We start from the raw sequence: 26,709 nt of genomic DNA, 5'->3' as shown, positions 1-26,709 counted from the left end.
CGGCAGCGGTTACCGGAGTATATGGTGCCGGCGGCGCTGGTGTTAATGACCGATACCCCATTAACCGCCAACGGTAAAATCGACCGACAACGATTACCGATGGTGAGTGATGCCGACCGCTACCAACAGAGCTATGTGGCGCCACGGAATGACTTGGAGCGCACCTTGTGTGAGGTTTGGGGAGCGTTGTTACAGGTGGAGCAGGTGGGGATTGAAGACAACTTTTTCGATTTGGGCGGCGATTCCTTATTGGCCATCCAAATGAAAGGGGCGCTCAACGAGCAGGGATGGCAGTTTGAATTACCGCGCTTATTTGAAGGACCGAGCATTGTTGAATTGGCCCCAGCACTGGTGCCTTATGAAGCCACGTCAGAGGTGACGGCCTTCAGTTTGCTCAAGGACTCAGAGCGGGCCTTGTTACCGGCGGGTCTGGCAGACGCTTACCCAGCCAGTCGATTGCAGTTGGGGATGTTGTATCACGGCGGCTTGAATGAAGGCGAAGACGTTTATCACGAATTGATTTCCTATCGCTTGCAGATGCCGTTTGATGGTGCCTTACTGCAACAGGCGGTCAACCGGTTGGTGGAGCAGCACGATATCTTGCGGACCCGGTTTGATTTAGCCAGCTTCAGTGAGCCGTTGCAGCTGGTGGAGTCGTCGGTGTCGTTACCGATAGGCGAAGAGGATTTACGCCATTTAACCCTGGCGGCGCAGAACGACTATTTGACCGAATGGGCGGTACGCGAGCGGCAGCGCCGGTTAGTGATAGAGCAGGCGCCATTGATGCGGGTGTATGTGCACCGCTTGAGCGATGAGATGTTTCAATTGACTTACAGCACCCACCACAGTTTGTGGGATGGCTGGAGTGAATCGATATTGACCACCGAGTTATTGCGGGGCTACGCCAATTTATTGCAAGGGGAGGCGTATCCGCTGCGGGAGTTGGCGTGTCGTTATCGGGACTTTATCGCTTTAGAGCAAGCGGCGTTGGCGAGTGATGCGACGCGCGCCTATTGGCAGCAGACCTTAGCCGGGGCTGAGGTGGTATCACTCCCTCAGGAAGGCCAAGGAGCGGTGGGTGAGATGGTCGATGCGGTGTTGCAATTATCGGCGCCAGAAACGGAAGCGTTAGAAGCTTTAGCGCGTCGGTTGGCGGTGCCGTTGAAGAGTGTGTTGTTGGCCGCTCATCTGAAGATGCTGAGTGTGTACAGCGGTCGTGGTGATGTGGTGACCGGGTTGGTGTGTAATGGTCGGCCGGAGCAGGTGGGCGGCGCCGAATCGGTGGGGTTATTTTTGAATACAGTACCGCTGAGGTACGCCTTGGGTGTGGAAGATTGGGAATCACTCATTCAAGGAGTCGCTGCCTCCGAGCAACAGATGTTGCCTCATCGACGTTATCCGTTACCCGACATAATGGCATTGACTGGTGGGCAGACGTGGTTTGAGACCTTATTTAACTACACCAATTTCCGAGTTTATAACGATTATGCGGACAACAATGACACCATTGTTAGCCGTCATGGAGAAATTCATACTAACATCCCTTTGTCGGTAAATTTCTGGCATGACGCTGGCGAATTAAAAGGTGCAATCACAGGGCTTGAAATGTTCAGTCGAGAACATGTTGAAGGGATGGCGACGCTTTTCAAATCCATTTTGTTAGCCATGTTGAAAGATTCAAAGCAATTAAATTGGTTACTTCAGACACCATCCGATCAAATGAACTCTGTGGTTCCAACACCAAAAACTACTCGAGTTTCATTTGATCTCTTCACTGAAATTGCAAAGCAAATAAGCCTGTATTCTGAAAAAACCGCGGTGATTTATGGCAGTAACCCTATCACTTATGCAGACCTTAATACTGCTATTAAACACGTTGAGCAATCGCTACAAGATCAGGGTGTAACAGTAGGTGATACCGTAGCAATTAGTATGGAACGAAACTTAAATTGGTTAACCACTTTACTTGGCGTGATAAAAATCGGAGCCTGCTATTTACCAGTCGATCCCAACTTACCCTTAGAGCGGCGTGAGTTTATGTTGAATCAAGCATCAGCAATGATGGTTGTTTCCGAATCAGGATCTGAGTCAGAAAAAAAATCTATTGATGAATTACCGTTGGGCCGAACATTGATCTTCACTCAGTTGACTGAGGATCTAAAAAAGCCAACGAACAAACCACAAATCACTCGAGAACGTTTGGCTTACAAAATATTCACTTCTGGTACTACAGGTTTACCGAAACCTGTTGGGATCAGCTACCACAGTTTGTCCTGTTATATTGACGCCATTACCCGTCAACTCGAGGTTTCACCGAGTGATCGAATTCTGCAATTAACGCATATGGGCTTTGATCCATCCATTGAACAAATATTCTCTGCACTTTCAATCGGAGCAACCCTTTGTTTACCGACGCAAGAACTCATGTCTGGTACCGAACTTGTTGATTGGGCAAGAAATATCAAAGCTAGCTTTATCAATGTTACACCCAGTTATTTCCAAGAAATTTTAAGTGCCGAAGAGGCTTTCACAAGTTGGTGCAATGATTCACTTAAAGCAGTCATACTTGGAGGCGAAGCGATTCAAAGACAAATGATTCAATCATTTTTCCGAATGAACCAAAGCAAACAATGCCGTTTCTACAATGCTTATGGTCCAACAGAAGCTACCATTGGTAGTGTAATATCCGAAATAACAGACGCTAACAGCGAAATAATTCCCATAGGAACGGCAATTGGCGAAAGACAATTATTAATTCTCGATGAGCAGTTGAATCCGGTACCCCGTGGAGTTATTGGTGAACTATATATTGTTGGTGAAGAACTGGCCGTAGGGTATATGGGACAGGCAAAATTAACCGCCGAAAAATTCTTGCCTGCGGCAGTTTTAGACAAAACTAACTCAGGTGATTTAACTAAGGAAATAAGCCTGCCAAACTCGCCAACCATAGGTTCAAGAATGTACCGTACTGGTGACATGGTATTGCAACAGGCAAATGGAAACTTAGTTTACAAAGGTCGTCGTGACAATCAGTTGAAAGTTAATGGTTATCGCATCGAGCTCGCTGAAATTGAACATGCTATCGCACAAATAAATGACATCAAGAATTTCACTGTGGTTGCTATGGGAGAGAGTCTAAAAAAAGACATTGCAGTATTTTATGTCGGTGAAGTAACGCCTTCAAAAATTGTTGAAGTACTTCGCAGTTCCTTACCCCACTATGTGATTCCCAAAGCTTTCCAAAGGCTGGACGCATTACCTGTATTGCCCAGTGGCAAAATTGACTTAAAAGCTTTGAGTAATCAAACCGTACAAAGAGTTAATGATGATCCTCTCGTTGCGCCAGAAACGCCAACGGAAGAGACCCTTTGTCAAATCTGGCAACAAGTTTTGGAACAGCCAAGTATTAGTGTCTCGACTGACTTTTTTGCGTTAGGCGGCGCATCACTTTCAGCCATGAGGATCGCTTCAAAAATATCGCAACAGTTCGACATTTTACTGCCCATTCGTTGTGTATTTGAACAGCCAACCATCAGACGTGTGGCTAGGGTAGTGGATGAGTTAATACAAAAAGGCGGCAGTCAAGTTAAACCAATAACTCGATATGAAACTCAAATAGACTATCCATTATCTGATAATCAAGAATCTCTTTGGTGGGCTAATCAACTCGTGCCAGGCAATCCTGCCTTACATATGGTGGCAGCAGTACGCATGGTTGGAGAGCTGGATATTGAAAAGTTGACCACAGCAGTATTGATGTTAGTTGAGAACCATAGAGTATTAAGAACACGATTTAGAGAGCACAATAATTCATTGTTGCAAACTATTTCAGAACGAGCCGAAGTCGACTCAATCGTTTTAAAAGTTAGTAATGAAACATCTCAGCAACAGCAATTACAACTCGCAATTGAGAAGCCATTCGATTTGGCTAACGGTCCATTGGTAAGATTTTGCTGTATAAGCCAAGGAAAACAACACTCAGTTGCTTTGGTCATTCATCACATAGTGACTGACGGTTGGTCTGGAAACTTATTAATTCAAGAGTTGTTGGACAACTACAACAATTTGCCTGCTCCAGAATCGAGCTCTCAAGTAGATTTCTTTGACTATCTACTTTGGTCTAAGGAGCCCGAGATAGTCGAAGCTCGACAAACAACCGCAGAAGAGTTAGCAACTCTTGCTCAGGGTTGTCGCCGATTGGAGCTACCAATCGATAATCGAATACAGCCGACAGCGGATAAAATTACCGGTGCACTTAATTGTTTCGAAATACCTAATGAGTTGAGTCGAAGCATTTCTCATTCTGCACAAACACTCAAATCGACAGAGTACTTACTTATGCTCTCGGCCTATAGTTTGGTTCTATCACGTTTGGCTAGTGGACAGCAGGAATTTTTTGTCGGGAGTCCTGTAGCAAACCGTGTATTCAGTGAGCTACAAGAAATGCCTGGTTTTTTCGCAAATCTATTGCCGATCGGAGTTAAACTTCAGCCGACTATGAAAGTCATTGACTTGCTGAGTCAGCTAAAAGAATTTACGACACCGCTCTTATCTACTCAAGACTTGTCGATTCAAGAACCACTAACTGATGCAGCTTCTAAAGTAAAAAATGAACTCATTTCTACTACCTTTTCTTTAGCCGATACCGCGAAAGCGAGTCTTAGCAGTGATCGTACAGCTTCAGAGTTAGTGATCGATGGTGTGACCGTTACAGAAGAATCTGTTTCTCAAAAATACAACCAATTTGATTTGATGCTGGAATGTCGCAAAGATGTTTCGGGTACTTTAAAAGCAGACTTATGGTGCAGTGATCGACTATCAAGTAATATAATCGTCCAGGAGATTATTGACGAGTTTTTACAAGCCTTAACATTCCTAACTCAAAATACCGACAGCTGTATTTCTGAGTTTATGATGCCGAAGGCTCATCTTTTATCGTCACCAAACTTACTTTCAGTCAACGATTGGTTCGCTCATCAAGTTAAATCCACACCAGACAAGGTGGCAGTTATCGATGGTACAGACACTCTTACTTACCATCAATTGGATCATCTAAGCTCAGTGATAGCAGCGGGACTATCCTGCTATGGTGCCTGCCAGGGAGATCGAGTCGCTATTAGAATGGAACGCAGTGCATCAGCTGTAGCTACTATGTTAGCGGTTAGTAAATTAGGTGCGACTTATGTGCCTATCGATACTCAGTCACCTATCTTAAGGGTACAAGAAGTTTTAAAACATGCTAAGACAGAGTTATTAGTCGGTGATGATTCAAATTTGCAAGTAGAAACTTCAGTGGTCAACAGTGTCTCGATAGAAGAGTTAAAACGCGCCGCTAACTCACAGCCGCTTGCCAAAAAAATCGAAGTTTCATCAAACGCTCCACTCTACATCATTTTTACTTCTGGCTCGACTGGTGTACCTAAGGGGGTTATTGCCAATCATCAAGGTGTTGTAAGACTGGTTAAACAAACTGATTATATTGACTTCGATAAAGTACAATGTATAGCTCAGGCTTCAAGCTTGGCTTTTGATGCTGCTGTTTTTGAAATATACGGTACACTACTCAATGGAAAAACCCTCAGTATTGTGACAAAGGATGTGTTACTAACTCCAGCTAGCTTTAAAGAACAGCAACAAGCAGATGGGATCGACACACTATTCTTAACAACAGCCTTATTTAATCTTTATTCAACTGAGTTGCCAGCTGCTTTGTCTCCAATGACCTACCTATTATTTGGTGGAGAGCAAGTTGATACCAATGCCGTGAGTCGTCAGTTGGAATCAGGAAAACCAAAACATCTGCTTCATGTCTATGGACCAACCGAAAATACAACATTTTCTTCATACTATGAGATCACAGAAGACCCAGGCTCTGCAGAAACTATTCCTATTGGAAAAAGTATTCACCAAAGTGAACTCCATGTTTTAGATGACTTTTTAAGACCCGTACCGACGGGAGTTATTGGAGAGCTGTATACTTCAGGAGCCGGATTAGCTACCGGCTACTGGTCAGCGCCTTCGAAAACAGCAGGCAGTTTTGTTCCAAGTCCATTTAATGAAAACCGACGTCTTTATCGCACTGGAGATTGGGTGAAAAAACTCAAGTCAAAGGATATTGAGTTTGTTGGTCGAGTCGATGGGCAAATTAAAATTCGCGGCTTTCGAATTGAGTTAGGCGATATTGAAAGGCGACTGCTGAATAAAGAGCAAGTATTATCTGTAACAGTAACTACTTCAGGAACAGGTGATAATAAAGAGATAATTGCCTATTGTGTGCATTCAAACCCAAGTACGCAGACAAGAAAAGAACTGAGAAGTTATTTAAAACAGCATTTACCAGCTTACATGCTGCCAGCAGCAATTGTTTGGATAGATTCAATTCCAATTAATATCAATGGAAAAGTTGATCGAGCGAGTTTACCCAAACCTAAAGCTTCGGATAGATGCGATGATGATTTTCGTTCTCCTGCTTCGATACTGGAGCTTGAGTTCGCTTCTATGGTGTCGGAGCTGTTAAATATTGACTCTGTCAATATGCTCAGCAACTTCTTCGAGATGGGGGGGAACTCTTTACTTGCTGTACAACTGTGTAATCGACTCAACCATAAATACCAGTCATACCTAACCATCAGCGAAATGTTTAGTTGTGTCACACTCCTTGATTTACATCACTGCTTGCTGAAGCATCGTTTGGAAATTTCAAACGATGAAAACTTGGAGAAGATCGTTGAGTCATTGAGTGATGAAGAGGTAGCTTCTATTGAGTTACTTATGTCAGAGTGATAGGGAAGGCGGGTTTCAAATATTGTGCATGTAATAGTCTGTTTTGAGTTGTTAAAAAGTCTTTAGAAATCACTATTGCGATACGGCTAAGATTTTAATTTTCATTAAAACAGATGTGTTTATGGCGAAGTTTTGTGATCTTTTAGCTGAAACTATACACGTCTTTTATCGAGCTACTAACTATGCTGCCTCATCAATAAATTGAGCGGGTGGCAAATAGTTAAATGATAAAGTTGTTGTATTAGTGAATGGTGATTTAAAAGTTTTATCGACCTAGTTTGAGGAGAATATACTAGAGAGTATCATAAATTAAACTTTTATGGCGTTGTCTAAAATAAGAAGGCGTCGCTAAACGATAAATCGCCTAAAGTTTGATTGGCTGAGTGAACTACCTCTGTTCTCTGCATGTAAAGAACAATAAATATAATATATGACTCTGCAGCAAAGCTTACTGCTGTTGACCTTTACCCTGAATAACGGATACAACGCCGCCGACTCTTCAAAATCACTGGAGCTTGAAAGCCTAGATGAGAGTGACGACGCTTTCGATTGTAAAACCCTTCGATATATCTGAACAAGCTGGTTTTTGCTTCCTATAAATTGAAATAATCTTCAAGGTCCACATGCTTAGTTTTCAGTGTGCCAAAGAAACTTTCTGCAACCGCATTATCCCAACAGTTACCTTTTCGACTCATACTGATAGTAACTCCAGCCAATCGAGACTCAAGCTCTTCAGACACATATTGGCTTTTTCGGTCAGAATGAAACAGCTAAGGTAAACATTCTCGACGCGCTTGCGCCATTATTACTGCATCACATACAAGTTCGGCTCTCATGGGGTCTGCCAGTTGCCAGCCGATAACCGCTCTTGAAAAAAGAGCGATAACAACGGCCAGATAAAGCCAACCTGTCTTTGCAGGAATATAGGTAATGTAGATTACTCAAACCTGATTGGCTTTATTGATCGATAACTATCTGTTGAGCAAATTATCTGCCACGGTTTTCTAGTGATCAGAGTCGGTTGTGACGACAAATCGTTTAAACTGTTTAAGGAAGATATTATTCTCTCGCTTCAGGCGAGTCACCTGTATATGATTAACGGACTCTCCCGATTCGTTCAACTCTTTCGTGAGTCATGGAAAACTATAGGATTGTTCATTGTCTTTAAAAGAGTCGATAAGTTTGGCCAACAGCCGTTCATAGTCAATTTGGCTAACTCTAGGAGGTGTGCTCAGGATAGCGTTCGGTTTTGCCCTAGCCTTTGTGATTGCAACTTATGCAAATTGGGCGGTAGCTAGCTCTTTGTTTGCCGTTGTATTAGCTGTCGGCGTCTGTGCCGTCATTGGCGTTGGTTTTGGTTTGTATCCTGCCATTAAAGCGTCCAAACTTGATCCTATTGAAGCTTTACAGAGAGATTAGTCAGTCAGGTGTTCTGCACTTGTTAGACTTATAGTGCAGAACAGACGCTGATTAAGCATAAATGAAACTATGGCTTAGCCATTTTTAAAAACGAACTTAACCTCGAAAAAGTCGACCTAGAGTCGACTAATTTCATGGACCTCATCACCTCAAGTTTAAATAAGTTGACTTAGCTGACAATTAATTAGCGTAGATAAGTAAGTTGAACTCTTTATCCTTTCTTTCAAAAATAAGCTATGTAACTCTTTGATTATTTTAATTTTAATCTGAATGTCTCTTTGATACATATTTTCTAAAACTGAGTTAATTCCAGAAATCGATTCTGTTAGTAAATTGATAGATTCAATCAACGCCTTGATCAATGAAGTAAGGTCGATTGCAATGCAGTAAAACAGGTAGTCAAAACACTGTTTTTAGTTGCCTGAGGTTTTTGATTTGTACTAGACTTATATCTATATATCCATATAAGAGATATTTTAAGGTGCAGGTTACTAGGTCGGAGATTGTTGATGTCTTATTCGCAATTGCAATTTAAATTTCATAATCAAGTCGATGAAGATGCTTTACTGGCGTTTGAGTCGAACTTAAAAAAGCAAGGTTTCAAGAAAGCCTCCTCGCACGAGCACATTTGGGAATTTTGTACAAAATTCAAGTACATACCGATGGTTGGAGAGCGTGGCATGCTTATTCTTCATAATGAATGGAACGCTGCTGCTAGTGGTCTAGATATTAAAGTCAGACAGGTTCATTACCAATTAGATGATTTTGATGAGGTAATTGAGTACCCATAGTAAATCTAGTTCAAGTGCTTAAACGAGACTTTCTGAAGGTCCGCTCCGATTCGATAAAGCCGATCCTGAGCAATGAATTATCGTTGTGCTTAAGGTTTTAACCCTGTTTTTGTGAACTTTTGAAAGCCATTCTGTAAAGTCAAAAACAGTAATATTCCTTACCGACTCGATCGGAATGATAAATTGTTTTTTGTAGGTCATTCATTGTGTTTTCTTTAGAACTTACAATTCTCGATGCAGCGCTGTTCTTCCTAAATTGTAAGAGTGATTTTCTTTACCTGTCCATTCATGCGATCGACAATTTAATGACAAGAAATTAAATATGGAGCAAGTAACGGTTACGTTATTTGCTCCAAACGAATTCAATCGATCGTGTGCAAAAATTCAAAAAATGATGCAGTGTTTGAAGAATAACAAAAACTCCTAATGTTTAATCAGTCTGAACTGTTGGTTTGAACTGTAGGGTGTGCATTCCCACTGTATAAGGCTTGCACCATTGTCGGTTGATCGTCCAGAGATATCAAGACATAAGCCACTGAGTCGATTGATAATGCGCCACTTACCTGAGCCAGACTTTTGAAAGCGAAACTGCTGATTAGCACCACCCAGATTTTCCCAGTTCAAAATTTTCGTTCCGTTCTCCATAGACCATGCTGGAACATCCATTACCATATTGGGTGTGTGTAATGAGGATAGAGTATGCCACTCGCCATCCACGGGTGTAATGGAAAAAATTTGACAGTCATTGTGAAGCCAGTCCCATTGTTGAATTGCCGTTCCGTTGTTACTCCGACACTGATTTAAATCTAAAGCTTTGTTACTGTGCACTGGAACTATCCGAAAACGACCTACTATTGTGTTGTTATCAGAATCATCAGGAGGCTCTCCCACTTTTGCACAGCCATCAACGTCGATGCTGGAATCGCGGGTTCGAACTAATTGGCAGTTGGGGCGACCATGTGCAACATGACCGGACAAAATATGTGTGTCTCTGGCATCTTCCAAGAAAATTCCGTGGGAAGTTGAATTCTCTATGTTGACATAGTTAATGATAGTCCCGTGACTGCCACTAACGCTGAAAACGCCACGACCTGAATTTCGAGAATAGACACTGCGAACATTAACGTTAGGACCATTATTATTCGCGACACGGAAACTCGCGTAGCCACCGCCAGTATTATTATTTACTCCAATAATGTTTCCGACGGTGCCATTGCGGGAGTTGTTGAGTAACACACCCGAGCCGCTGGAATTCATAACGGTAACATCGCCGATGGTAAAACCATCGACACCGTATGTTTCAAAGCCGTGTCCCTTGCTACCCTGGATATGAATGTTGCCTCGTACTGTTAAGTGTTTCGCTGGACCGCTTGAGGCATCCACCCGAATTCCTAATCCGACTGAACTGTGGTGCGTCAGGTCCATGGTGATGTTTTCAAAAAGGACATTCGAACAACCGCGAAACCAGATCCCATACCTGGGAGCACCCGTAACATGCAAATTCTGAACAGTAATATTGTTTCGTCGATCACAGTAGACGGGCACAACCACCTCACCATCTTCAACATTGACACTATGGCCATGAAAATCCAAAGTTTGTCCACTGCGTGGTCTTATGGCGTGTAGCCCTCCAGTATCGGGCCCGCTACCGCCGGAATTATAAATATTGATGATACCCGGGCCCATGCGATTGGCCGCAGTGTTTACCGCATCAAAAAAATGAACGCCTCGGTAGACAACTTCTCCTTCTACAAGGGACCGCCAGGTACCGTCATTTTGTTGTGCCACTTCGGCATCGGCCTTCACTAAACTTTGCCACAGTAACAAGTGACAAATCGCAACAAGCTTTATTACTTTTACCAACATTGGTTAATCCTTTATGTCGTTAATCTAGGGACAGGTTTCACACAACTCAGTCTTTTAAGAAAGGGGCCGAAGGGGTTTATTGATTAAATTGCGCAGTCTATCGCTGTTTCTATACCACAAATGACCAGTTGACCGATTCGACCTGTTGAGCATCCCGTTAAACTTTTCTGCGTTGTCACAAAACTTGATGACATGTTTTCAAAACAAGAAAAGGATATTACCCATGTTTAATCCGATAAAACGCAATTCAGGACTGGTAACCTGTCTGTTCGCTCTGACGATGGCGGTGCTCGCTCCGTCAACTAAGGCGTTTGACTCAAACCAGTTCTATTACATAGTCAATCAGCAGTCAGGTCTGTCTTTAGATGTTAATGAAGCTTCGTCAGAGCAGGGAAGCAATGTTATTCAGTGGTCTTATTGGGAAGGCGCTCATCAGCAATGGCGAATACTTGAAAATGGCGATGGTACCTACCGTTTAATTAATCGGAGTAGCGGCCAAGCCCTCGATGTTGCGGGACATTCCGCCGAAGATAATGCCAACGTTTTACAATGGCCTTGGAAGTCCGAACGCAACGCGAATCAGCGTTGGCAAATTAATCGATTGGAAGACCAATCTTTTAGTTTAATTGCCCTCCACAGTCAGAAGGCATTGCAGGTTAATAACGCTGCCAATAATAACGGCGCAAATGTTGTTCAGGGCGCTTATTATGCTGCCGGCCATCAGCGTTGGCACATTGTTCCAATAAATTCAGGCACGCCCGAATCTAGATTATTTCAGGCGGAATCCGCTGCCTGGTTGTCTGGAGCGGTATTGCAAACCGAACACGATGGATTCGAAGGTTCTGCTTATGTAAATTTCGAGCCTAATGAGCCAGGTGGGTTTATCGAGTGGCAAGTTAATATTGAAAGAGCAGGCCGCTACCAACTGGAATTTCGATTTGCCAATGGTGCTGAACAGGCGCGTCCCGCAGAAATCCGGGTGGGCGAACAAGTCATTACTCGTTTGTCGTTTGCTTCAACAGGAGATTGGGGTCAGTGGCATACCGTTGAAACAACGCTTAATCTTTCTAAAGGTATTCGCAAGATCCGATTGACAGGTACGGGAGCAGACGGTGGGGCCAATATTGATTCGTTAAAGCTCATTTGGCAAAACGACGATACGCCAACCGATCCCGTTCCTATGGAAATGTATGGTTTCGCGACACTCAACGGTGGAACTACCGGCGGTCAGGGTGGCCATGAGGTAACTGTCAGTAATCTGCAAGAGTTTAGCCGTTACGCCGAGAGCGATGAGCCACACATTATTTATGTTCAGGGCATAATTCAATTGCCAGGAATGGTATCCGTTGGATCCAATACGACGATTCAAGGTATTGGTGATTTTAGCGGATTTACAGGTGGTGGTCTGAAACTTCGTGGCGTCCGCAATGTTATTATCCGTAACCTGAAATTATCGTTTAGCCGCGACGATCTTATTCAGATTTATGACTCCAAAAACATTTGGGTGGACCACAACGAACTGTGGAATGATCGTGAGCATCACAAAGATTACTACGATGGTTTGCTCGATATTACTCGAGGCAGTAATTACGTTACTGTGTCTTGGAATTACATGCACGATCACATCAAGGGGAGTTTGGTCGGTGCTGGAGATAATCATGGCGAAGATGACTTGGGAAGCCTTAAAGTAACCTATCATCACAATGTGTTTAAAAACATAGATTCCCGAGTACCGAGCCTGCGTTTTGGAACCGGCCATTTTTACAATAATCTTGTCGTCAATGTCGGCTTTGCCATTAACTCTCGAATGGGTGCGCAAATGTTGGTGGAAGCCAATATTTTTAACTCGGTGCAATTGCCAATTGCTACTAACCGCTACAGTCGCGAAGACGGATTTGTGATAGCCCGAAATAATCGATATACAAATAGCGGCGACAATCAAATCACTCAAACAGGCAATTTCGATAGTACGCCTTATTCTTATCATTTAGATGTGCTCGATGAATTGTCTGAGATTCTTTCTAAGGGTGTTGGGGTCGGTGTGATCCAATCGTTCTAATTTATTAAAACCAATTGTAAAACATTCGTTTATTTTCTTAGCCAATCGTTAGATTGGCTTTTTTCTTGCTGTGTCCTTGGGTAGGTCGAAATGAACGACTCAACCGGTAAATAGTGAATTCTGTTTTAACTCGGTCGAAGGCGTCACAGATCGGGTCCATTGCGGTAGTCGATTTAACTTAAATTTAATATATTGGGCAGTTAAGTTAACCAATTTGAACAACGATGCTGCTAACAACCAAACTTCGCAGGCCCAGTTTGCCAGCTGGATTTCTTTCACGCGCACAGGCTCTTAACGCATTAGACGAAGCAACCGCCTGTCAGCTTAGTTTGATTTGTGCTCCTGCGGGTTATGGTAAAACCACACTTATGGTCGACTGGATTGAACAGCGCCGAGTTCAAGCGGCATGGCTTTCCCTGGATCACTCAGACAACGACCCCATTGCTTTTTGGTTCTCCCTCTGTTCGACACTCTGTAAATTTAACTCGCGTTTTATCGATAAAGTCTGGCACCATTTCAGTGAAAACGATCCAGGCACTCAACCCGACGCTCATAAATCCGGGATTAAGCATCTAGTCAATGAGCTATGGTCCTGGTCCCGAAGTTGGGCCGCTAACGAAACTTTTTACCTGGTCATCGACGACTTTCATGTATTACACGATGAAACATTAATGGCATCTTTTGATGATTTTTTGAATCACCTACCAATCGGTATGCGCATTATTTTGGTTTCGCGTAAGCAACCTGCATTAAGCCTTGCCCGACGTCGTGTGGAAGGAAAATGTCAGATCATCACTGAAAAAAAGCTTAAGTTTAGTCGCGACGTTGCGGAACAACTTTTAACTGAGCGGTTTAAGTTGTCACCGTCGGCGGATCAGCTGAACCAAATTATGACTCGCACAGAAGGCTGGGCCGTTGCTTTACAACTAACGGCTCTGGCATGGCAAGAAAAAGGACATATTGGCTTGCTGACAAATCCCAACCGGTATGAGGCCCATGGATTATCCGATTATTTGATGGATGAAATTTTTCAGTGTCAGCCAGAATCCGTGAAAAACTTTTTGGTTCAGGTAGCAAGGCTTCCTCGATTTTCTGCAGCGCTGTGCGATACATTGCTCGAGAGTCAGGGAAGCGCAGCAATGTTAGATCATCTTATCCGTCACAACTTGTTGATTCAGGCGTTGGACGATAAGAACCAATGGTTTCGTTTGCACGACTTGTTTCGAGACTGGTTAAATACTCTACCGCTTACCGAAGAAAATGAAATCAGTCTTCGACAGCGAGCCGCTTTGTGGTTAGAGACTCAGGAACAGACTTACGAAGCGTTTGAACAATGGGTAGCACTTGGCGATTGGAAAAATGCCGCTCGACTGGCGACTTTGCACTTTCTTCATTGGTGGCAACAGGGGTGGCTTCCGCGAGCAGAAAACAGTCTGCAGAAGTTTCCTCAAACATGGTTGGCTGTTAATCCGTGGCTAAAATATTTAGAAGGATTCATTCTTTTTCAGCGTGGTGAGTTAATCAATGCATCACAAGCGCTGCAAGAAGCGGAATATTGTTTCAATAATCATAAACATTGGGCTCCAGACGGGAAAGATTTGTTGGCTGATGAACAATCTGTTCCAGATTTCGTTTTAACCGAGTTTCCCTTGCACCTTGCTTCTTTGCGAGCTCACATCGCTCGACTTGGCGGCGATATCCAAACAGCTACTCGATTATCAGAAAATCTGAGCCAAAGTGAGCAACTATCCGTGTCTCCATTATTTGAGTGGACGCTTGCTGGATGCTGCACGGATCAGTTTTATAAAATGAATCTTCCGTTGGCACAAGACTTTGGCTTTCGAGCGATTCATCAAGCCCGTCGTAACGGTAATGTTTCGTGCCAAATGGTTGGCCTAATCTGGCTGGTAAGCAGTTTGATTCAGCAAGGTGAGTGTAACGAAGCGTTGAGCTGGATCGAACGAACGTTGGAAGATATTGGTCCTGATTGGAAAGACAATGTTTGGGCGCCCAACTTGTTCAATCAACGAGCCATTATTTTACGAGAACAAAACCAGCTAGAAGCCGCCGCTGAAACTTTGAATAAAGCCTTTTCTACGGCAACCGATCAACTCATGCCACAATGTCTGGTGTATTTTGAGTTTCAACGATGGCAGATTGCTCTCAATCAGGGCAAGTTCGAAACAGCAAAAAATGCAATCGAGCAAATTAAATATTGGCATTGCCGGCAGGATGTTCCACATTGGCACTATACAGTACTTGAACCAGAACTGATGACGGCATTATTGCTTGCCGCTCAAGGTCAACTTGAATCGTTACTCGCGTGGACGCAAAATTTTGATCCAACATTACCGCAAAACCCAACCTGGCTTGATTATGCTAGGCTTTCCATATGGCTTCGTGTACAGGTTAATCTTGGAGGAAATATTAAAAGAGAACTGTCGCGGTTTAGAGAGCAAGCTGAAGCCGGCAATATCGTACCCTGGAAAGTCAAAGCGGAATTGCTGGAGTTCCGATTAGCGCAGCAGGAGGATAGTGACTCAGCAAAACGCTTTTTGCATCAAGCACTATGGCTTTCGATTAAGCACGATCAGTTGCGCACTTTTCTAGATGATGGTCCCGGATTAATAACTGGTTTACAAGATTGTCTGGGCGACGAAGGTGTTGCCAAAGAAGCCGGTCGAATACTGACTGCGATGGGAGTGGAAGTGCCCAAACAGACCGAAGCAAACGCTCCGTTAAGCGAGCGTGAACGACAGGTACTCGCGTTATTAAAACTGGGTAAAAGCAATCCTGAGTTGGCGCAAGAACTTGGGGTTTCATTGTCAACGGTGAAGGCGCACTTGCGCAATATCTTCGTTAAGCTCGGTGTAAAAAACCGAACTCAAGCGATTTCACAGGCTGGAAAATTTGGTTTTGTTTCACCGTAGTCTAATGAAAGAACATTCATTAATTAATCGTCGCCTACAAAGATACCCGGGATCTTTTGAGGTTCATATGACGGTCGATCTGGATCACAACTCTCTGGACAGCTTTAAGTTGTTATGTGAAGAAATAAATGCAAGTTTTCTTATTATTGTTTTGGATAAAGGAAGTTCTGACCATCAACCTATGTTATCCAAAGTGTTTTCTAATCCTGATAACGCCTGCAAGTCGATAAATGATTTGATTTATAAGGTAGCGGAACAATACGATGTTGTAAGAGTAAAAATTGAAGCTTCTCTTGATAATCATGGTTTGCCTCTTTTAGATGATGATGCCTTAATTGCACCTGATGATTGTTATTATGAATTTCATGTTCGATTAAAACTCCCGTTAAATGCTGATATTGCGACGATTACAAAACAGCTTAATGGTTACCATGCCTATGTTTCACAGAATGCATTAAAAAACCTGAGTGAATATCAGTTGCGCTTCGCTACTATTCGAGTAATGAAAAAGGGACGTACTGCCGCGCTAAGTCATCTTCAAGCATTTATCGACTATTTAAATGAACAGCAAATAGGATTCGACAAAGTTATCAAGGAATATAATATATTTGACTCCAACATTTCTTTGGATGCTGGTTGGATGAATAATTTATGACGTCTGTAAACGATATAGTTCCTTCGATTTTATATTCGTTGCAATCCAACCAAGTATTATCTGACTATGTGGTTCGCGGTAGTTTTGTTAATCAGCAATGGATGTCTAAGTTCAAACGTCCAGTTAACGATTTGGACTTAATGCTTATCGGTGACTTCAATGAAGAGAAAGTTTCTCATGATATAACAGCGGCATTAAATAACGTTAAGTATAAAAATATAACCCTGGACTCTGAGGTATTATCGATTGAATCGATATGGCAAGAGTCGGTAACTCCAGGGTTGCGTTTTGTATTGCCTGTTCATGGGATAGAGCGTGTAAGTGAGTTGCAAATTGATGTTTCTGCAGAAGAGCCCGTTAGCATGGCCCTCAATAAAGGTCAATTGCTAGACTGTGAAAGCGGAAAGAATATTACATACTTATCGATACCGTTAGAAACGTCTATTGCATGGAAATTTCATGGGCTTTTTGAACATGTTAATGGTGCTTGGCAGTCGAAAACGCTTTGGGATCTTTATGTTCTTTGTCGATATAATACGATTAATAAAAAAGCTTTAATAGATGCGATTCACCTTGCTTTTGAAAGCCGGCTCGATCCATTGTCGATTGTAAAGCGGTTACTCTATGGTGATTTTGGAAGTAGTCGAAACTCACGAAAACTTTGGGAGAAAGATTCCAGAAACTTATTTTTTGACGAGCTTCATCCATTGGATAAAGTCCTTTCTTGGGTTAAACAATATTTCATCGAGTTATTAAATATACCTGACGATGGTGAGTTGCTTACGTCCAAAGAATGCATAGAATTTCGAAAGAAATTACTCATAAAACAGAATACACCTTTTTCTCTCGCTAAAATAAATGACGAAAGACCAATAAAAACGAACATATTAAAAAGAGCTTATCTTTCAATTCCTCATTTATCCGCTTCTCGACTGGGTATGTCATCGAAGTGTATTAGTCAGGCACAAGAAAAAATGTTAACCCATGAGCTTAAGCAATCAGGAGATCGTGTCATTATTCAGGAAAAACTCGATGGTTCTTGCGTATGTGCATTAAGAGATGGTGGAGACATTCTTGCTCTAGGCAAAGAAGGAGACCTTGCTAGTCAATCCCGAAATGAGTCACGACGTTTATGGTCGGACTGGGTTGTAAAAAATAAGGAACGGTTGCTACTACTACTGAATGAGGGCGAAAGAGTTTGTGGTGAATGGATGGTTATGGCTCATGGAACGCGTTATCGACTGCCGCATGAACCTTTTGTGTTGTTTGATATTTTTGATAGTAAGAACCATTCTTATGGCTTTGATGAAGTATCAAGCAAAGCTTCCAAGTTTCATTTTTCGCTGCCAGCAGTCATCCACGCTGGCGCGCCACTTTCGGTTAAAACTGCGGATTCAATGTTAGGTAAGTTTGGGCGACATGGTGCAATCGATGAAGCAGAAGGTTTGATTTACCGCTATGAGCGAAATAATAAAATACTTTTTCGTGCAAAATACGTGAGAAAAAACAAAGTTGATGGTCGGTATTTAGAAGAAAACACAGGAAAAGAAACCGTTTGGAATTTAGTGAATGAGCGCTAAGAATAACTTTGATGAAAGGATATCTAGGAAACTAGAACGAAAGAAGCAATTACGAGTTATTGGGTTTGATGATGCTCCTTTTAATAAGCAATTGGATCATCAAGTTAATATTTCTGGAATTATTTGCTCGAACACTCGGTTTGAAGGCATGCTGTGGAATCAAATCACTAAAGATGGTGATGATGCCACGCCGCAAATAATCAATACCTTAAAAGCTAGCAAGTTTGTTGAGCAGCTGGATGCGATATTACTGGATGGTATCGCATTTGGTGGCTTCAATATTATTGACATTAATGAAGTCTCCCGTTCACTCAATTTGCCTTGTATTACTGTAATGCGTCGCATGCCAAATTTTGTAAAAATCAAACAAGCTTTAGGTCACTTTACAGATACAGAAAGACGATGGCAGTTAATACAATCAGCCGGGAAAGTTATTGAACATTCACCATTTTATTTTCAACCCGTTGGAATTAGCGAGTCGATTGCGTCGAGTATTCTAAAGCAAACAACTGAAACCGGGCATGTACCAGAAGCACTTAGACTTGCTCATCTCATTGGTTCAGCTATTAAAACTGGTCAGAGTAGTAATAGAGCTTAAAACAATAATCGGGTACCTACTGAGAAAGTTTGATTTTATAAAGCCAGGTCTAGGCCAGATGAGAATTACGAAATGATTGACTATAATCAGAGAATCCCATTGAAAGCACCTCTAGTTATTTATTGATATGTATTCAATTGATAGCTGTCCATCCTTAGGGCGTACATATGCGAGCTTCCAGCCATAAGAAATTTCACAAGTATGGTTTTATTGGTGCTGCTTGCGCTGTTTTAGTTCTCATTTTTGCTTTCATAGTTTCCTTTATGTTTAAGGGGCATATGCGTGATATTTATGAATATGTTGATAAAAAGGATTGTACGAGTGCTCTATCTGAGTTAAGGGATATAGAAAGTAGTTACGGCATGATAGTTTCTATTATAAGTATTTTACCCTCAGATAGTATTAGACAGTCGTATCAGAAAACTCGCCAGCTTAAGAGAGAGTGTGAAGAAATTGTTTCACTCAAAGACGATCGTTCTTTACACGATAAATTTTACGGTATCATTAAGAACCTCCGTCTCATTTATGAAGAAATCTTGGACTTAAAATATCCAGAAGACTATGATGGCGTGTCTCTACCTGAAGTCGATAAAGATATAGAATTTGCGAATACTGCCAGAATAAAACTATTTGCTAATGCAGGTGTTCAGTTTCTCAGTGAATTTGGCAATAAGTTACTCGTGCAAGTAACTGGAGAAAATCCTTCACCGTACTTTTGTATGGACTTGTATTACATACAAAACAATAGTTTTATTGAAAAAGAAATACAAGAAGGTATGTCCACATTTAAGCTTCACCTCAAAGAATATTTGTCAGTATTAAATGTTTTATGCGTTCAAGAAATTCTCGAGAAGTACAATCCTGATAATTCTTACGCATCTATTTTTAATATTCAGTATGGACACGTGCCAGTTATAGCACATAACTTTATTAAATATGCCATTGCTGCATCTGTGGGTGAAAAAGAGCGCGAACGAGCAAATTCATTATTAGTCGACTTTCTATCAATGCACCAAAGTTTTTGTTCTATGTTAAAAGAAAAACCGGGTATTGAGCGTATTTCATTGGGCGCTGGCTCAAGTGAAAAAGTAAGAGTTGGAAAGGATGGCGATTGGTTGCCTCACATTCAGTCGCAACTTTTGAACCTTTATGTAGGCTGTTCAAACGCTATGTTAAATCGAGCTAGAACCGCCTATTCCAACAAGAAATATAAAGACGCAAAGAAGATTTTAGATCATATAAATACAGATCAATCGAACGGCTATATCGTTGATCAAATCAATAAGTATCAAGTTCTTGTCGACATAGCAATTGCAAAAAGCGAGCGTGCGGCAAGTCTTTCACCAATTCGAGGGGAAAGATACTCCGGGATCGGACCAGCGAAGGTGATATTGATCAATGGCACTAACTCAACGTTGACTCTCGCGATGACGGGTACCGAAACCGTCAAGCAGAAAATTCCACCGTGTATCGAATGTAAAAGTTCCGAAGATCGCTGTAATGCTCAGGATAATATTGCTAGATTTGCACTGAAGCCAGGTGATTATCAAGTTTTGGTGAAAGCGTCTTCATCTGGTCGAACAGTTAAACCCTTTGTTGGTGTTTACGAATTGAAGGAAGGTTTTTTATATTCCCAATGTTTTATTATTAAATCGACCATAAGGAAATAATTAGAGATATTCGGAATTTAAAAATGCATCACTAATAGATTCGAGTAACCAGAAGAAACACTAGTTTTTTTGTAAATAAGAGATTTTCTATAAGGCTATTCAAGCCCGATTGATTTAAACTTTATTTAAGACATTAGTATCATCGCAATTAATGGCTGTCTGCGTCTAAGTTTTATTTTTAGAAGAGAAGTGCAAGATATTTCTTAGTCATAGTTTAGCGTTGGGTTAAAATATTAGCTATTGCCTTCTCTCTAATATTCTTGTTCAGTTGCTCAAACAGTTATACACTTGGATAAAAAAGATAAACAATTGAGTTAATGGAGATAGTAATTCTCAGAGATAGCGAACAAGGATCAATGTTCGCCGTGATTAAAGATGAAACGCTTCATCGCCATAATTTCTTTGATCCCATTGTTATTGATGTTCTAAGATGGTTTTGTGATTAATCGTTAATCAATTGGCGGTTCATCACTATTTAGTCAATTGTCATTCTATTATTCAAAATTAATTGAACAGATATTCAGTCATCCCTTAACTTCTTCATTTCGGCAGCAATATGCATGGCCTGACTTTCTGCTAGAAACATGATCTTTCTCTCAATTTTTACGCGAACTACCACTCAGAATAGCGTTATCTCAAACGTTAGTGCTCAAAATGAGAACTTATGAACATTTAAATGACACGGAAATTTCTACTATGAACTTTAAAGGAAGAAATACAACTATCGAGTTGTTTAAATTTTTATAGAAAACACCACTCTTTATCTCGGTTTTCAGAAGGGATACCTTCAAAGGTGAGCGAATATGAATATTGTAACAGTGTCAAAATATCTCTTTGCTGGAATACTGATCTCGTTACTACTGACGGGTTGTAATGGTTCTGACGATGACGGGGAGCAATCTGAAGAGTATTATTTAACCGTCTACAATGGGCAGGGTAGTGGTAATTACCGAGAGGGCTCAGTCATCGATATTTCAGCTAGCTCAGCGCCAGCAGGAAAAACATTTGCTCAATGGATGATTAATTCTGGCAATGTGGCTATCGCTGATGATACAACTAATAATACGACGGTTACTATCTTAGATGGTTCTGCTTCAATCGAAGCAGTTTATAAAGATATAACCGACAATGAGCCGATAGGGCCGAGCGGATTTACATGGTGTGCTTTTGAGGGAGGATCTTGTGAGTTTATAGGAACCGTCGACGTCGCTTATGGTGCCAATGGCCAGTTTAATTATAAATATGCGACCAATGGTAAAATTGAATTTAATAATTCTAGCTTTGGTGATCCCATATCAGGTGTGCAAAAATCAGGTTTCTTCCGTCCGGCTCCGATTGATACGTCGGAAAACAAAGAGGCATTAGCAGAAGTATTAGCTCATTTAAACTGTAATGATGATGAGAACTGTCTAATGTCGAACGCTCGACTCGCTGCGCATTACCTTCAATTTATAACAGCGATTCGAACGGAACAATTTCCCGTAAACGATCCAGAGATTCGATGGCGCTACTTTGATTTAGGAAATAACTTTGTACAAGAATACGGTTATCATCCAGAACGAATTATCAGTGACGATGATGATCTTAATATTATCAAAGATATTATCATTGCTTTTCAACAGTCAGGTAAAACATCTTTAATAGAGGGAAGTCGTACATTATTTTCTGACCCATTAGAAGACAGTGTTGAAAACCTCGAACGAATTGTGTTCTTACTCGAACAAGTACTTTTCGATTACGCATACAAGCCCGAAAATATAGCGCGATGGATTAATGATTTAGATGGACTAACCCTAAGCGCGCACAAATTTTACCCCGGCGCTCCTGATTTAAGTGAAGCTTCGCAATTTCACCTCTCATCTGGTTCGATAGAGATTAAAGCTTCCAGTAAAACACAGTGGGGCTACAACATAGCTTTCCATAAAGATGCCAAAAAACGTCCAACAGGATTTTACGCTATTCCTGGACAAGCGTTTACGATCACCGTGCCGTCCGCATTAGTTGACGCCGGTTTCGAAGTTATGATCAATGCTCATGACATTGATTTATCACGACACCGTCACCTAAAAAGGCAATACAGAATCAGTCAGTCCTACCCAATCGATGCGACTAGAGTAACCTTAGTTTCTCCTGTAGGTGGAGGCATTTACATTAAAGTTCCTAATGGTATCGACTTAGGAACTGTTTCCGTATCCATAAAGGACGCGCTTCGTGCACCTTATTATCGAAACCTCGCACACGATACAACAACAGAAGATGAGTGGGAGAAAATGAAAACATCTCCTGCTTTATGGGCTGACTTTGAATCAGAATATTATATGATGACGCTGCCAGCGAAGTGGACAGAAAGCCATTCCTATCAAGAAATTGTCGATATTATGGCGGGCTGGGACGAAGAAATGAAAGCCGTTATTTCACTGCTTGGCTATTGTGAGATTCCGGTGGGTGAGTGTGAGCAACTCAATAGCGTCGCACTGTATCAAATCGTCGACGCTCGCATTCGACATGGCGCCTATGGAATTGGTTATCCTCAGTCAAACTTCACCTACGATGTTTCTATGTCTAACCAGCCAGAAAATGCAGGCAGTGGAATGAAACACTACTTTTTGGTGAATCCAATTGATCAAAAAGGATCCTTTAGCGTCGAATATCACGAAATGGGCCACGCCAGAATAAAGCAAGCATTTAATGGCGAAACCGAATCTATTGTTAATATCATTTCAGTTTACATTGCTAATACACTTTATGATAAAACTTTGAATGGATCCTTACCTTATTCAATGAATTTATCTAATGAGACATCAGTTGAAAATGTAGCACGCGAATGGATGGCTAGGCAGAACTTCCGGGATGACAAACCCATGGACATAACGAACTCGACAAAAAATGAAGTGCGTTATCAAGCGAAAGGTTTAGGTCGTTATATGGACGTGATTCGAATGGTCGGTGACAGTCACGGAAATGATAAACGTGGCTGGGAGTTTTTAAAGCAATACTATAGGGACATTCACTTTGCTGTTGAGAATGGTGCAAGCAATCGCTGTACCGCATTTGGTGATACGCGATATCCAGATAAAGAAAGTTATCAACCCAAACAGTCGCAAGATTGCGAGCTATTTTATCTCAGTAAAAGTGCTGGTTTTAATGTTGTTCCATTGATGCATTTTTGGGGTGTGCATCCAACTAACTACAACATCATTAAGCAAGAGTTGAATAATCACTCTATCGGTGAAGATACTAGAGTCTGTAATAGACTCTTATCGTATCGAGAAATGATTGCTGCCGATAAGAATGAGTTCGATCTGGTATACAAGGCACTTTGGCCAAATCATTATCGAAAGTTTGTTGAGCAACAAAGTAGTGATAATCCTGGTAGTCCGGATTATGCTGGCGGTTGGTTCTTTACCGCTCGAAACAGCTACAATACAACGACGGCACAACAGTCGAGAGATGCTCTCGATAGAATCATAGAGCAATACTATCCTCAAGGTTGTGACTGATCGTTTAGAAAACTAATAGACTGCGATGCCCAGTTTTTACTGGGCGTTCTTTTCTTTAGCCTTGATAGGCAGAGCGGTCGATGTCAGTGATGAATGCAAAGTTCTTTTAAGATAAACCAACTCAATATCAAGTTTAGAATTCAGCGAAGAAGGATTGATCAGTCGAGGTTTGAATTCTGGATTCTTAAACGTTTATATGAATATAGGGCGTTGGTTACAGCCTCTCCTCCAAATGCAGCACTTCTTCGAATATTAAGTTGATTACTGGTATTCTTTATATACTTAAGTTATCTGTAATAACTTCAAGTTAAAATATTTATACTTCAAACAAGCACAATTATAAGCATTCGTTAACTGGGCAATTTATCCTTGTTCGTTATGGTTCGTTATGGTTCGTTATGGTTCGTTATGGTTCGTTATGGTTCGTTATGGTTCGTTATGGTTCGTTATGGTTCGTTATGGTTCGCTAGGTTGAGAGCCCAATGAAAATAGAACAGTCTTTGTTTAAAGATATGACATGTAAAGACGGAAGTGCTACTGTAATTGTTAATATTTAGTATAATAAGGTCTTCGAAGAAACATTTTTGGAAATAGTTTTGTATTTAATAATCGTTCTGAACATAGTTAAGGTCATCTAGATGACATCTAGTATATTTACCGCTTTTCTATTTATCATATTGACAAGTTTTACCTCAGATGTCATCACGCCTGAGCAGTTTGAGCAGCATATTGAAGATTTACATAAGCGCACTGAAACATCTCAGTTCTCGGTTGAACTGGACAATATAATCAATGAATTAGAAGAGAAAGGAGATACCAAGTTACTTACTGTAGCTATGAGCTATAAACTTCGTGAAATGCATAATCATGGGCAATTCGAAGGCATTGAGAATAAGATTGTTCAGTTTATTGACTTTGCTGAGAAATTTAACCTGAAAAAGGTGGAGCAGCGTCTCACTCGCACTTATTTACAATACGCTGATATGCATCACAATCATGAGCTTGCAAGAAAGCTACGTAATAAGCTATTGAATTCAATAGAGACTCTATCTGATAGAAGGAGCATCGCTGCAGTTTACCATTCCGTTGGTCAATCATTAACAAAATATGAAATCAATGACCGAGGACTCTTGTATTTGAATAAAGCGCTAAAAATATTTGAGGAAGAACAATATATACGTGGCATCATCGTTACATTGATACCTATCGCAGAATTATTTGGTCATCAGAAGAATTATGAAAAATCTATCCACTATTTTAAACAAGCGTTAAAACACGCCGAGAGTGAAGATGACCAGTTTCTAATATCTGTGCTTTTATTTAATATAGGTAATCAATATCAAAACCAAGGCAATCCCAACGAGGCCAAAGGTTACATAGAAAAGTCAATAGAAATAAGTGAGAGAATTCAAGATAAGTCCGGTATTGCGTGGTCATCAAGAACTTTAGGGGACATATATCGCGAACAAAATGAGTTCTCGAAATCAATCAGCTATCTTTCTAAAGCACATCATTTATTCAAAGAGTTAAAAGAGAATAAAAACTCGGCATTTTCGGCTTTGTCTTTAGTCGAGATTTACCTTGAAAGAAATGAGTTAGAAAAAGCCGAAAAGCTACTGGAACATGTTTTTGTAGAAATAGAAGGATTGGTTAATGATAAGTACACCATTAGGGCTTATGAGATGCTTTACGAATTTCGTAAAAAAAAGGGTGATACTGCTGGCGCTTTAGCCGCTCACGAGGCCTATCTTACTCGTTTAAAAGAAAGGCATGCAAAAGAGAAAGAGCAATCGATTGAAAGGCTTATGGTGCTATTTGATACTGAGCGAAAGGAAATTGAAAACCAATTATTAAAGCAAGAAAACGAAATTAGTCGGCTAGAACTTGATGATCAAAAAAGGAAGTTAACCATCTGGATATTAAGCTTTCTTTTTGTCTTGACTTCAGGGTTAGTTATCATTGCAGGCTTGGTCCGACAAACGAAAATGAAGAAGAAACTAAAAGGAATGGCGTTTCTTGTCGTCAACCTAGCCATAGTCTTTCCTATTTGTCTTTTCTTTTTCCCTGCTATTACTGACGTTCTTCCTTTTGAAGGTGCCAATGTTATATTGTTACCCGCCTTCATATTTTTGTTACAAATGGCACTGTATTTGACTTTGATGCAAATCATGAAGCAACAAGAGATCGTTTTTGAAACGACTTTAAACTCGAAACAGATAGAGCTCAATGCTTTGCGATCACAAAGTAATCCTCATTTTTTATTCAACACCTTAAATTTGATTGTCTCTGAGATTTCAAAACGTCCAGAAAATGCAAAGGAAAATATATATAACCTCTCTGACTTATTGCGTGCAACGGTTAATTTATCAAAGCGCAATTTTTCTAGTTTAAAAGAAGAAATGGAAACAGCACTGTATTACTTAAAAATTCAAGTGAATCGCTTTTCAGAGCGCTTAAGTTTTAATGTCGTTCTTCCGAAAGAATGTGAAAATCTACTAGTGCCATCGTTATTAGTCTTACCACTTGTAGAAAACACCATTAAACACGCTGTCGCACCTTATTCAAAGAAAGCTCACGTCGAAATAGTTGTAAAAAGATATTTTTCTGATGATTTTAAAAAGGAAATGATTGAAATTCTTATTAGAGATTCCGGTCCAAAAATTGATGTTGAAGAAATTAAGTCTGGCGAGGGAACTCGTATTTTAAGTGAAACGATGCGCCTTTTATATCCTAAACAATATGAGATATCTTTCGACTCTACAGAGGCAGGTGGTGAGCTAATTATTAGGTTTCCTGCTGTATTGCCAAGAAGTTAGTTGAGGATGTTAATATTTAAAAATTGGCGTTCTGACTTAAAG

Annotated in this window: 14 protein-coding genes; 11 read left to right on the top strand and 3 right to left on the bottom strand. The window is 41.0% G+C overall.

What is annotated here, in order from left to right:
- Nucleotides 1–45 precede the first annotated feature (45 nt).
- Complete coding sequence (locus tag FAX86_RS16640; RefSeq protein ID WP_205859236.1) at nucleotides 46–6,783, top strand: non-ribosomal peptide synthetase; 6,738 nt, start codon at nucleotides 46–48, stop codon at nucleotides 6,781–6,783.
- A 593-nt stretch (nucleotides 6,784–7,376) separates the two neighbouring features.
- On the opposite strand, the gene FAX86_RS16635 is transcribed toward FAX86_RS16640, so the two are convergent.
- Together FAX86_RS16635 and FAX86_RS22870 are read right to left on the bottom strand one after the other, a co-directional pair.
- Nucleotides 7,377–7,523 (bottom strand): integrase core domain-containing protein, encoded by a 147-nt coding sequence (locus FAX86_RS16635; RefSeq protein WP_164503639.1) that lies wholly within the window; start codon nucleotides 7,521–7,523, stop codon nucleotides 7,377–7,379.
- A 30-nt stretch (nucleotides 7,524–7,553) separates the two neighbouring features.
- Complete coding sequence (locus FAX86_RS22870; protein ID WP_425467795.1) at nucleotides 7,554–7,706, bottom strand: DDE-type integrase/transposase/recombinase; 153 nt, start codon at nucleotides 7,704–7,706, stop codon at nucleotides 7,554–7,556.
- A gap of 304 nt (nucleotides 7,707–8,010) precedes the next feature.
- Between FAX86_RS22870 and FAX86_RS16625 the strand changes: the two genes are divergently transcribed.
- Both FAX86_RS16625 and FAX86_RS16620 read left to right on the top strand, forming a co-directional pair.
- Nucleotides 8,011–8,202, top strand: coding sequence for an ABC transporter permease (locus tag FAX86_RS16625; RefSeq protein WP_144394595.1), 192 nt, complete (start codon nucleotides 8,011–8,013; stop codon nucleotides 8,200–8,202).
- A gap of 509 nt (nucleotides 8,203–8,711) precedes the next feature.
- Nucleotides 8,712–8,993, top strand: a complete 282-nt coding sequence (locus FAX86_RS16620; RefSeq protein WP_144394594.1) for a hypothetical protein — start codon at nucleotides 8,712–8,714, stop codon at nucleotides 8,991–8,993.
- 423 nt (nucleotides 8,994–9,416) lie between these two features.
- Here FAX86_RS16620 and FAX86_RS16615 read toward each other — a convergent pair whose 3' ends face one another.
- The gene (locus FAX86_RS16615) at nucleotides 9,417–10,859 is read right to left on the bottom strand and encodes an RICIN domain-containing protein (protein WP_144394593.1); all 1,443 of its coding nucleotides are present in this window, start codon (nucleotides 10,857–10,859) and stop codon (nucleotides 9,417–9,419) included.
- Between the two features lie 223 nt (nucleotides 10,860–11,082).
- On the opposite strand from FAX86_RS16615, the gene FAX86_RS16610 reads away from it, so the two are divergent.
- The 8 genes from FAX86_RS16610 (at nucleotide 11,083) to FAX86_RS16575 (ending at nucleotide 26,667) form a co-directional block, all read left to right on the top strand.
- Nucleotides 11,083–12,918, top strand: a complete 1,836-nt coding sequence (locus FAX86_RS16610; RefSeq protein ID WP_164503638.1) for a pectate lyase family protein — start codon at nucleotides 11,083–11,085, stop codon at nucleotides 12,916–12,918.
- A gap of 224 nt (nucleotides 12,919–13,142) precedes the next feature.
- The gene (locus tag FAX86_RS16605; RefSeq protein ID WP_144394591.1) at nucleotides 13,143–15,848 is read left to right on the top strand and encodes a winged helix-turn-helix domain-containing protein; all 2,706 of its coding nucleotides are present in this window, start codon (nucleotides 13,143–13,145) and stop codon (nucleotides 15,846–15,848) included.
- 4 nt (nucleotides 15,849–15,852) lie between these two features.
- Complete coding sequence (locus tag FAX86_RS16600) at nucleotides 15,853–16,503, top strand: hypothetical protein (protein ID WP_144394590.1); 651 nt, start codon at nucleotides 15,853–15,855, stop codon at nucleotides 16,501–16,503.
- Nucleotides 16,500–18,083 (top strand): RNA ligase family protein, encoded by a 1,584-nt coding sequence (locus tag FAX86_RS16595; protein WP_144394589.1) that lies wholly within the window; start codon nucleotides 16,500–16,502, stop codon nucleotides 18,081–18,083. Before FAX86_RS16600 ends, FAX86_RS16595 begins: the two co-directional genes overlap by 4 nt.
- The gene (locus FAX86_RS16590) at nucleotides 18,073–18,681 is read left to right on the top strand and encodes an endonuclease dU (protein WP_144394588.1); all 609 of its coding nucleotides are present in this window, start codon (nucleotides 18,073–18,075) and stop codon (nucleotides 18,679–18,681) included. Before FAX86_RS16595 ends, FAX86_RS16590 begins: the two co-directional genes overlap by 11 nt.
- A 167-nt stretch (nucleotides 18,682–18,848) precedes the next feature.
- The gene (locus FAX86_RS16585; RefSeq protein ID WP_144394587.1) at nucleotides 18,849–20,351 is read left to right on the top strand and encodes a hypothetical protein; all 1,503 of its coding nucleotides are present in this window, start codon (nucleotides 18,849–18,851) and stop codon (nucleotides 20,349–20,351) included.
- A gap of 803 nt (nucleotides 20,352–21,154) precedes the next feature.
- Nucleotides 21,155–23,851 carry a M60 family peptidase N-terminal accessory domain-containing protein gene (locus FAX86_RS16580; protein WP_144394586.1) on the top strand — a complete coding sequence of 899 codons (2,697 nt, stop codon included), beginning with the start codon at nucleotides 21,155–21,157 and terminating at the stop codon, nucleotides 23,849–23,851.
- A gap of 638 nt (nucleotides 23,852–24,489) precedes the next feature.
- Nucleotides 24,490–26,667 carry a tetratricopeptide repeat-containing sensor histidine kinase gene (locus FAX86_RS16575; RefSeq protein ID WP_144394585.1) on the top strand — a complete coding sequence of 726 codons (2,178 nt, stop codon included), beginning with the start codon at nucleotides 24,490–24,492 and terminating at the stop codon, nucleotides 26,665–26,667.
- Nucleotides 26,668–26,709: the final 42 nt, after the last annotated feature.

The sequence above is a fragment of the Pleionea sediminis genome (genome assembly GCF_007570825.1).
Classification (GTDB): Bacteria; Pseudomonadota; Gammaproteobacteria; order Enterobacterales; family Kangiellaceae; genus Pleionea; species Pleionea sediminis.
Note: the sequence above shows the minus strand (reverse complement) of the source record. Positions and strands in the feature narration are given on the sequence as shown.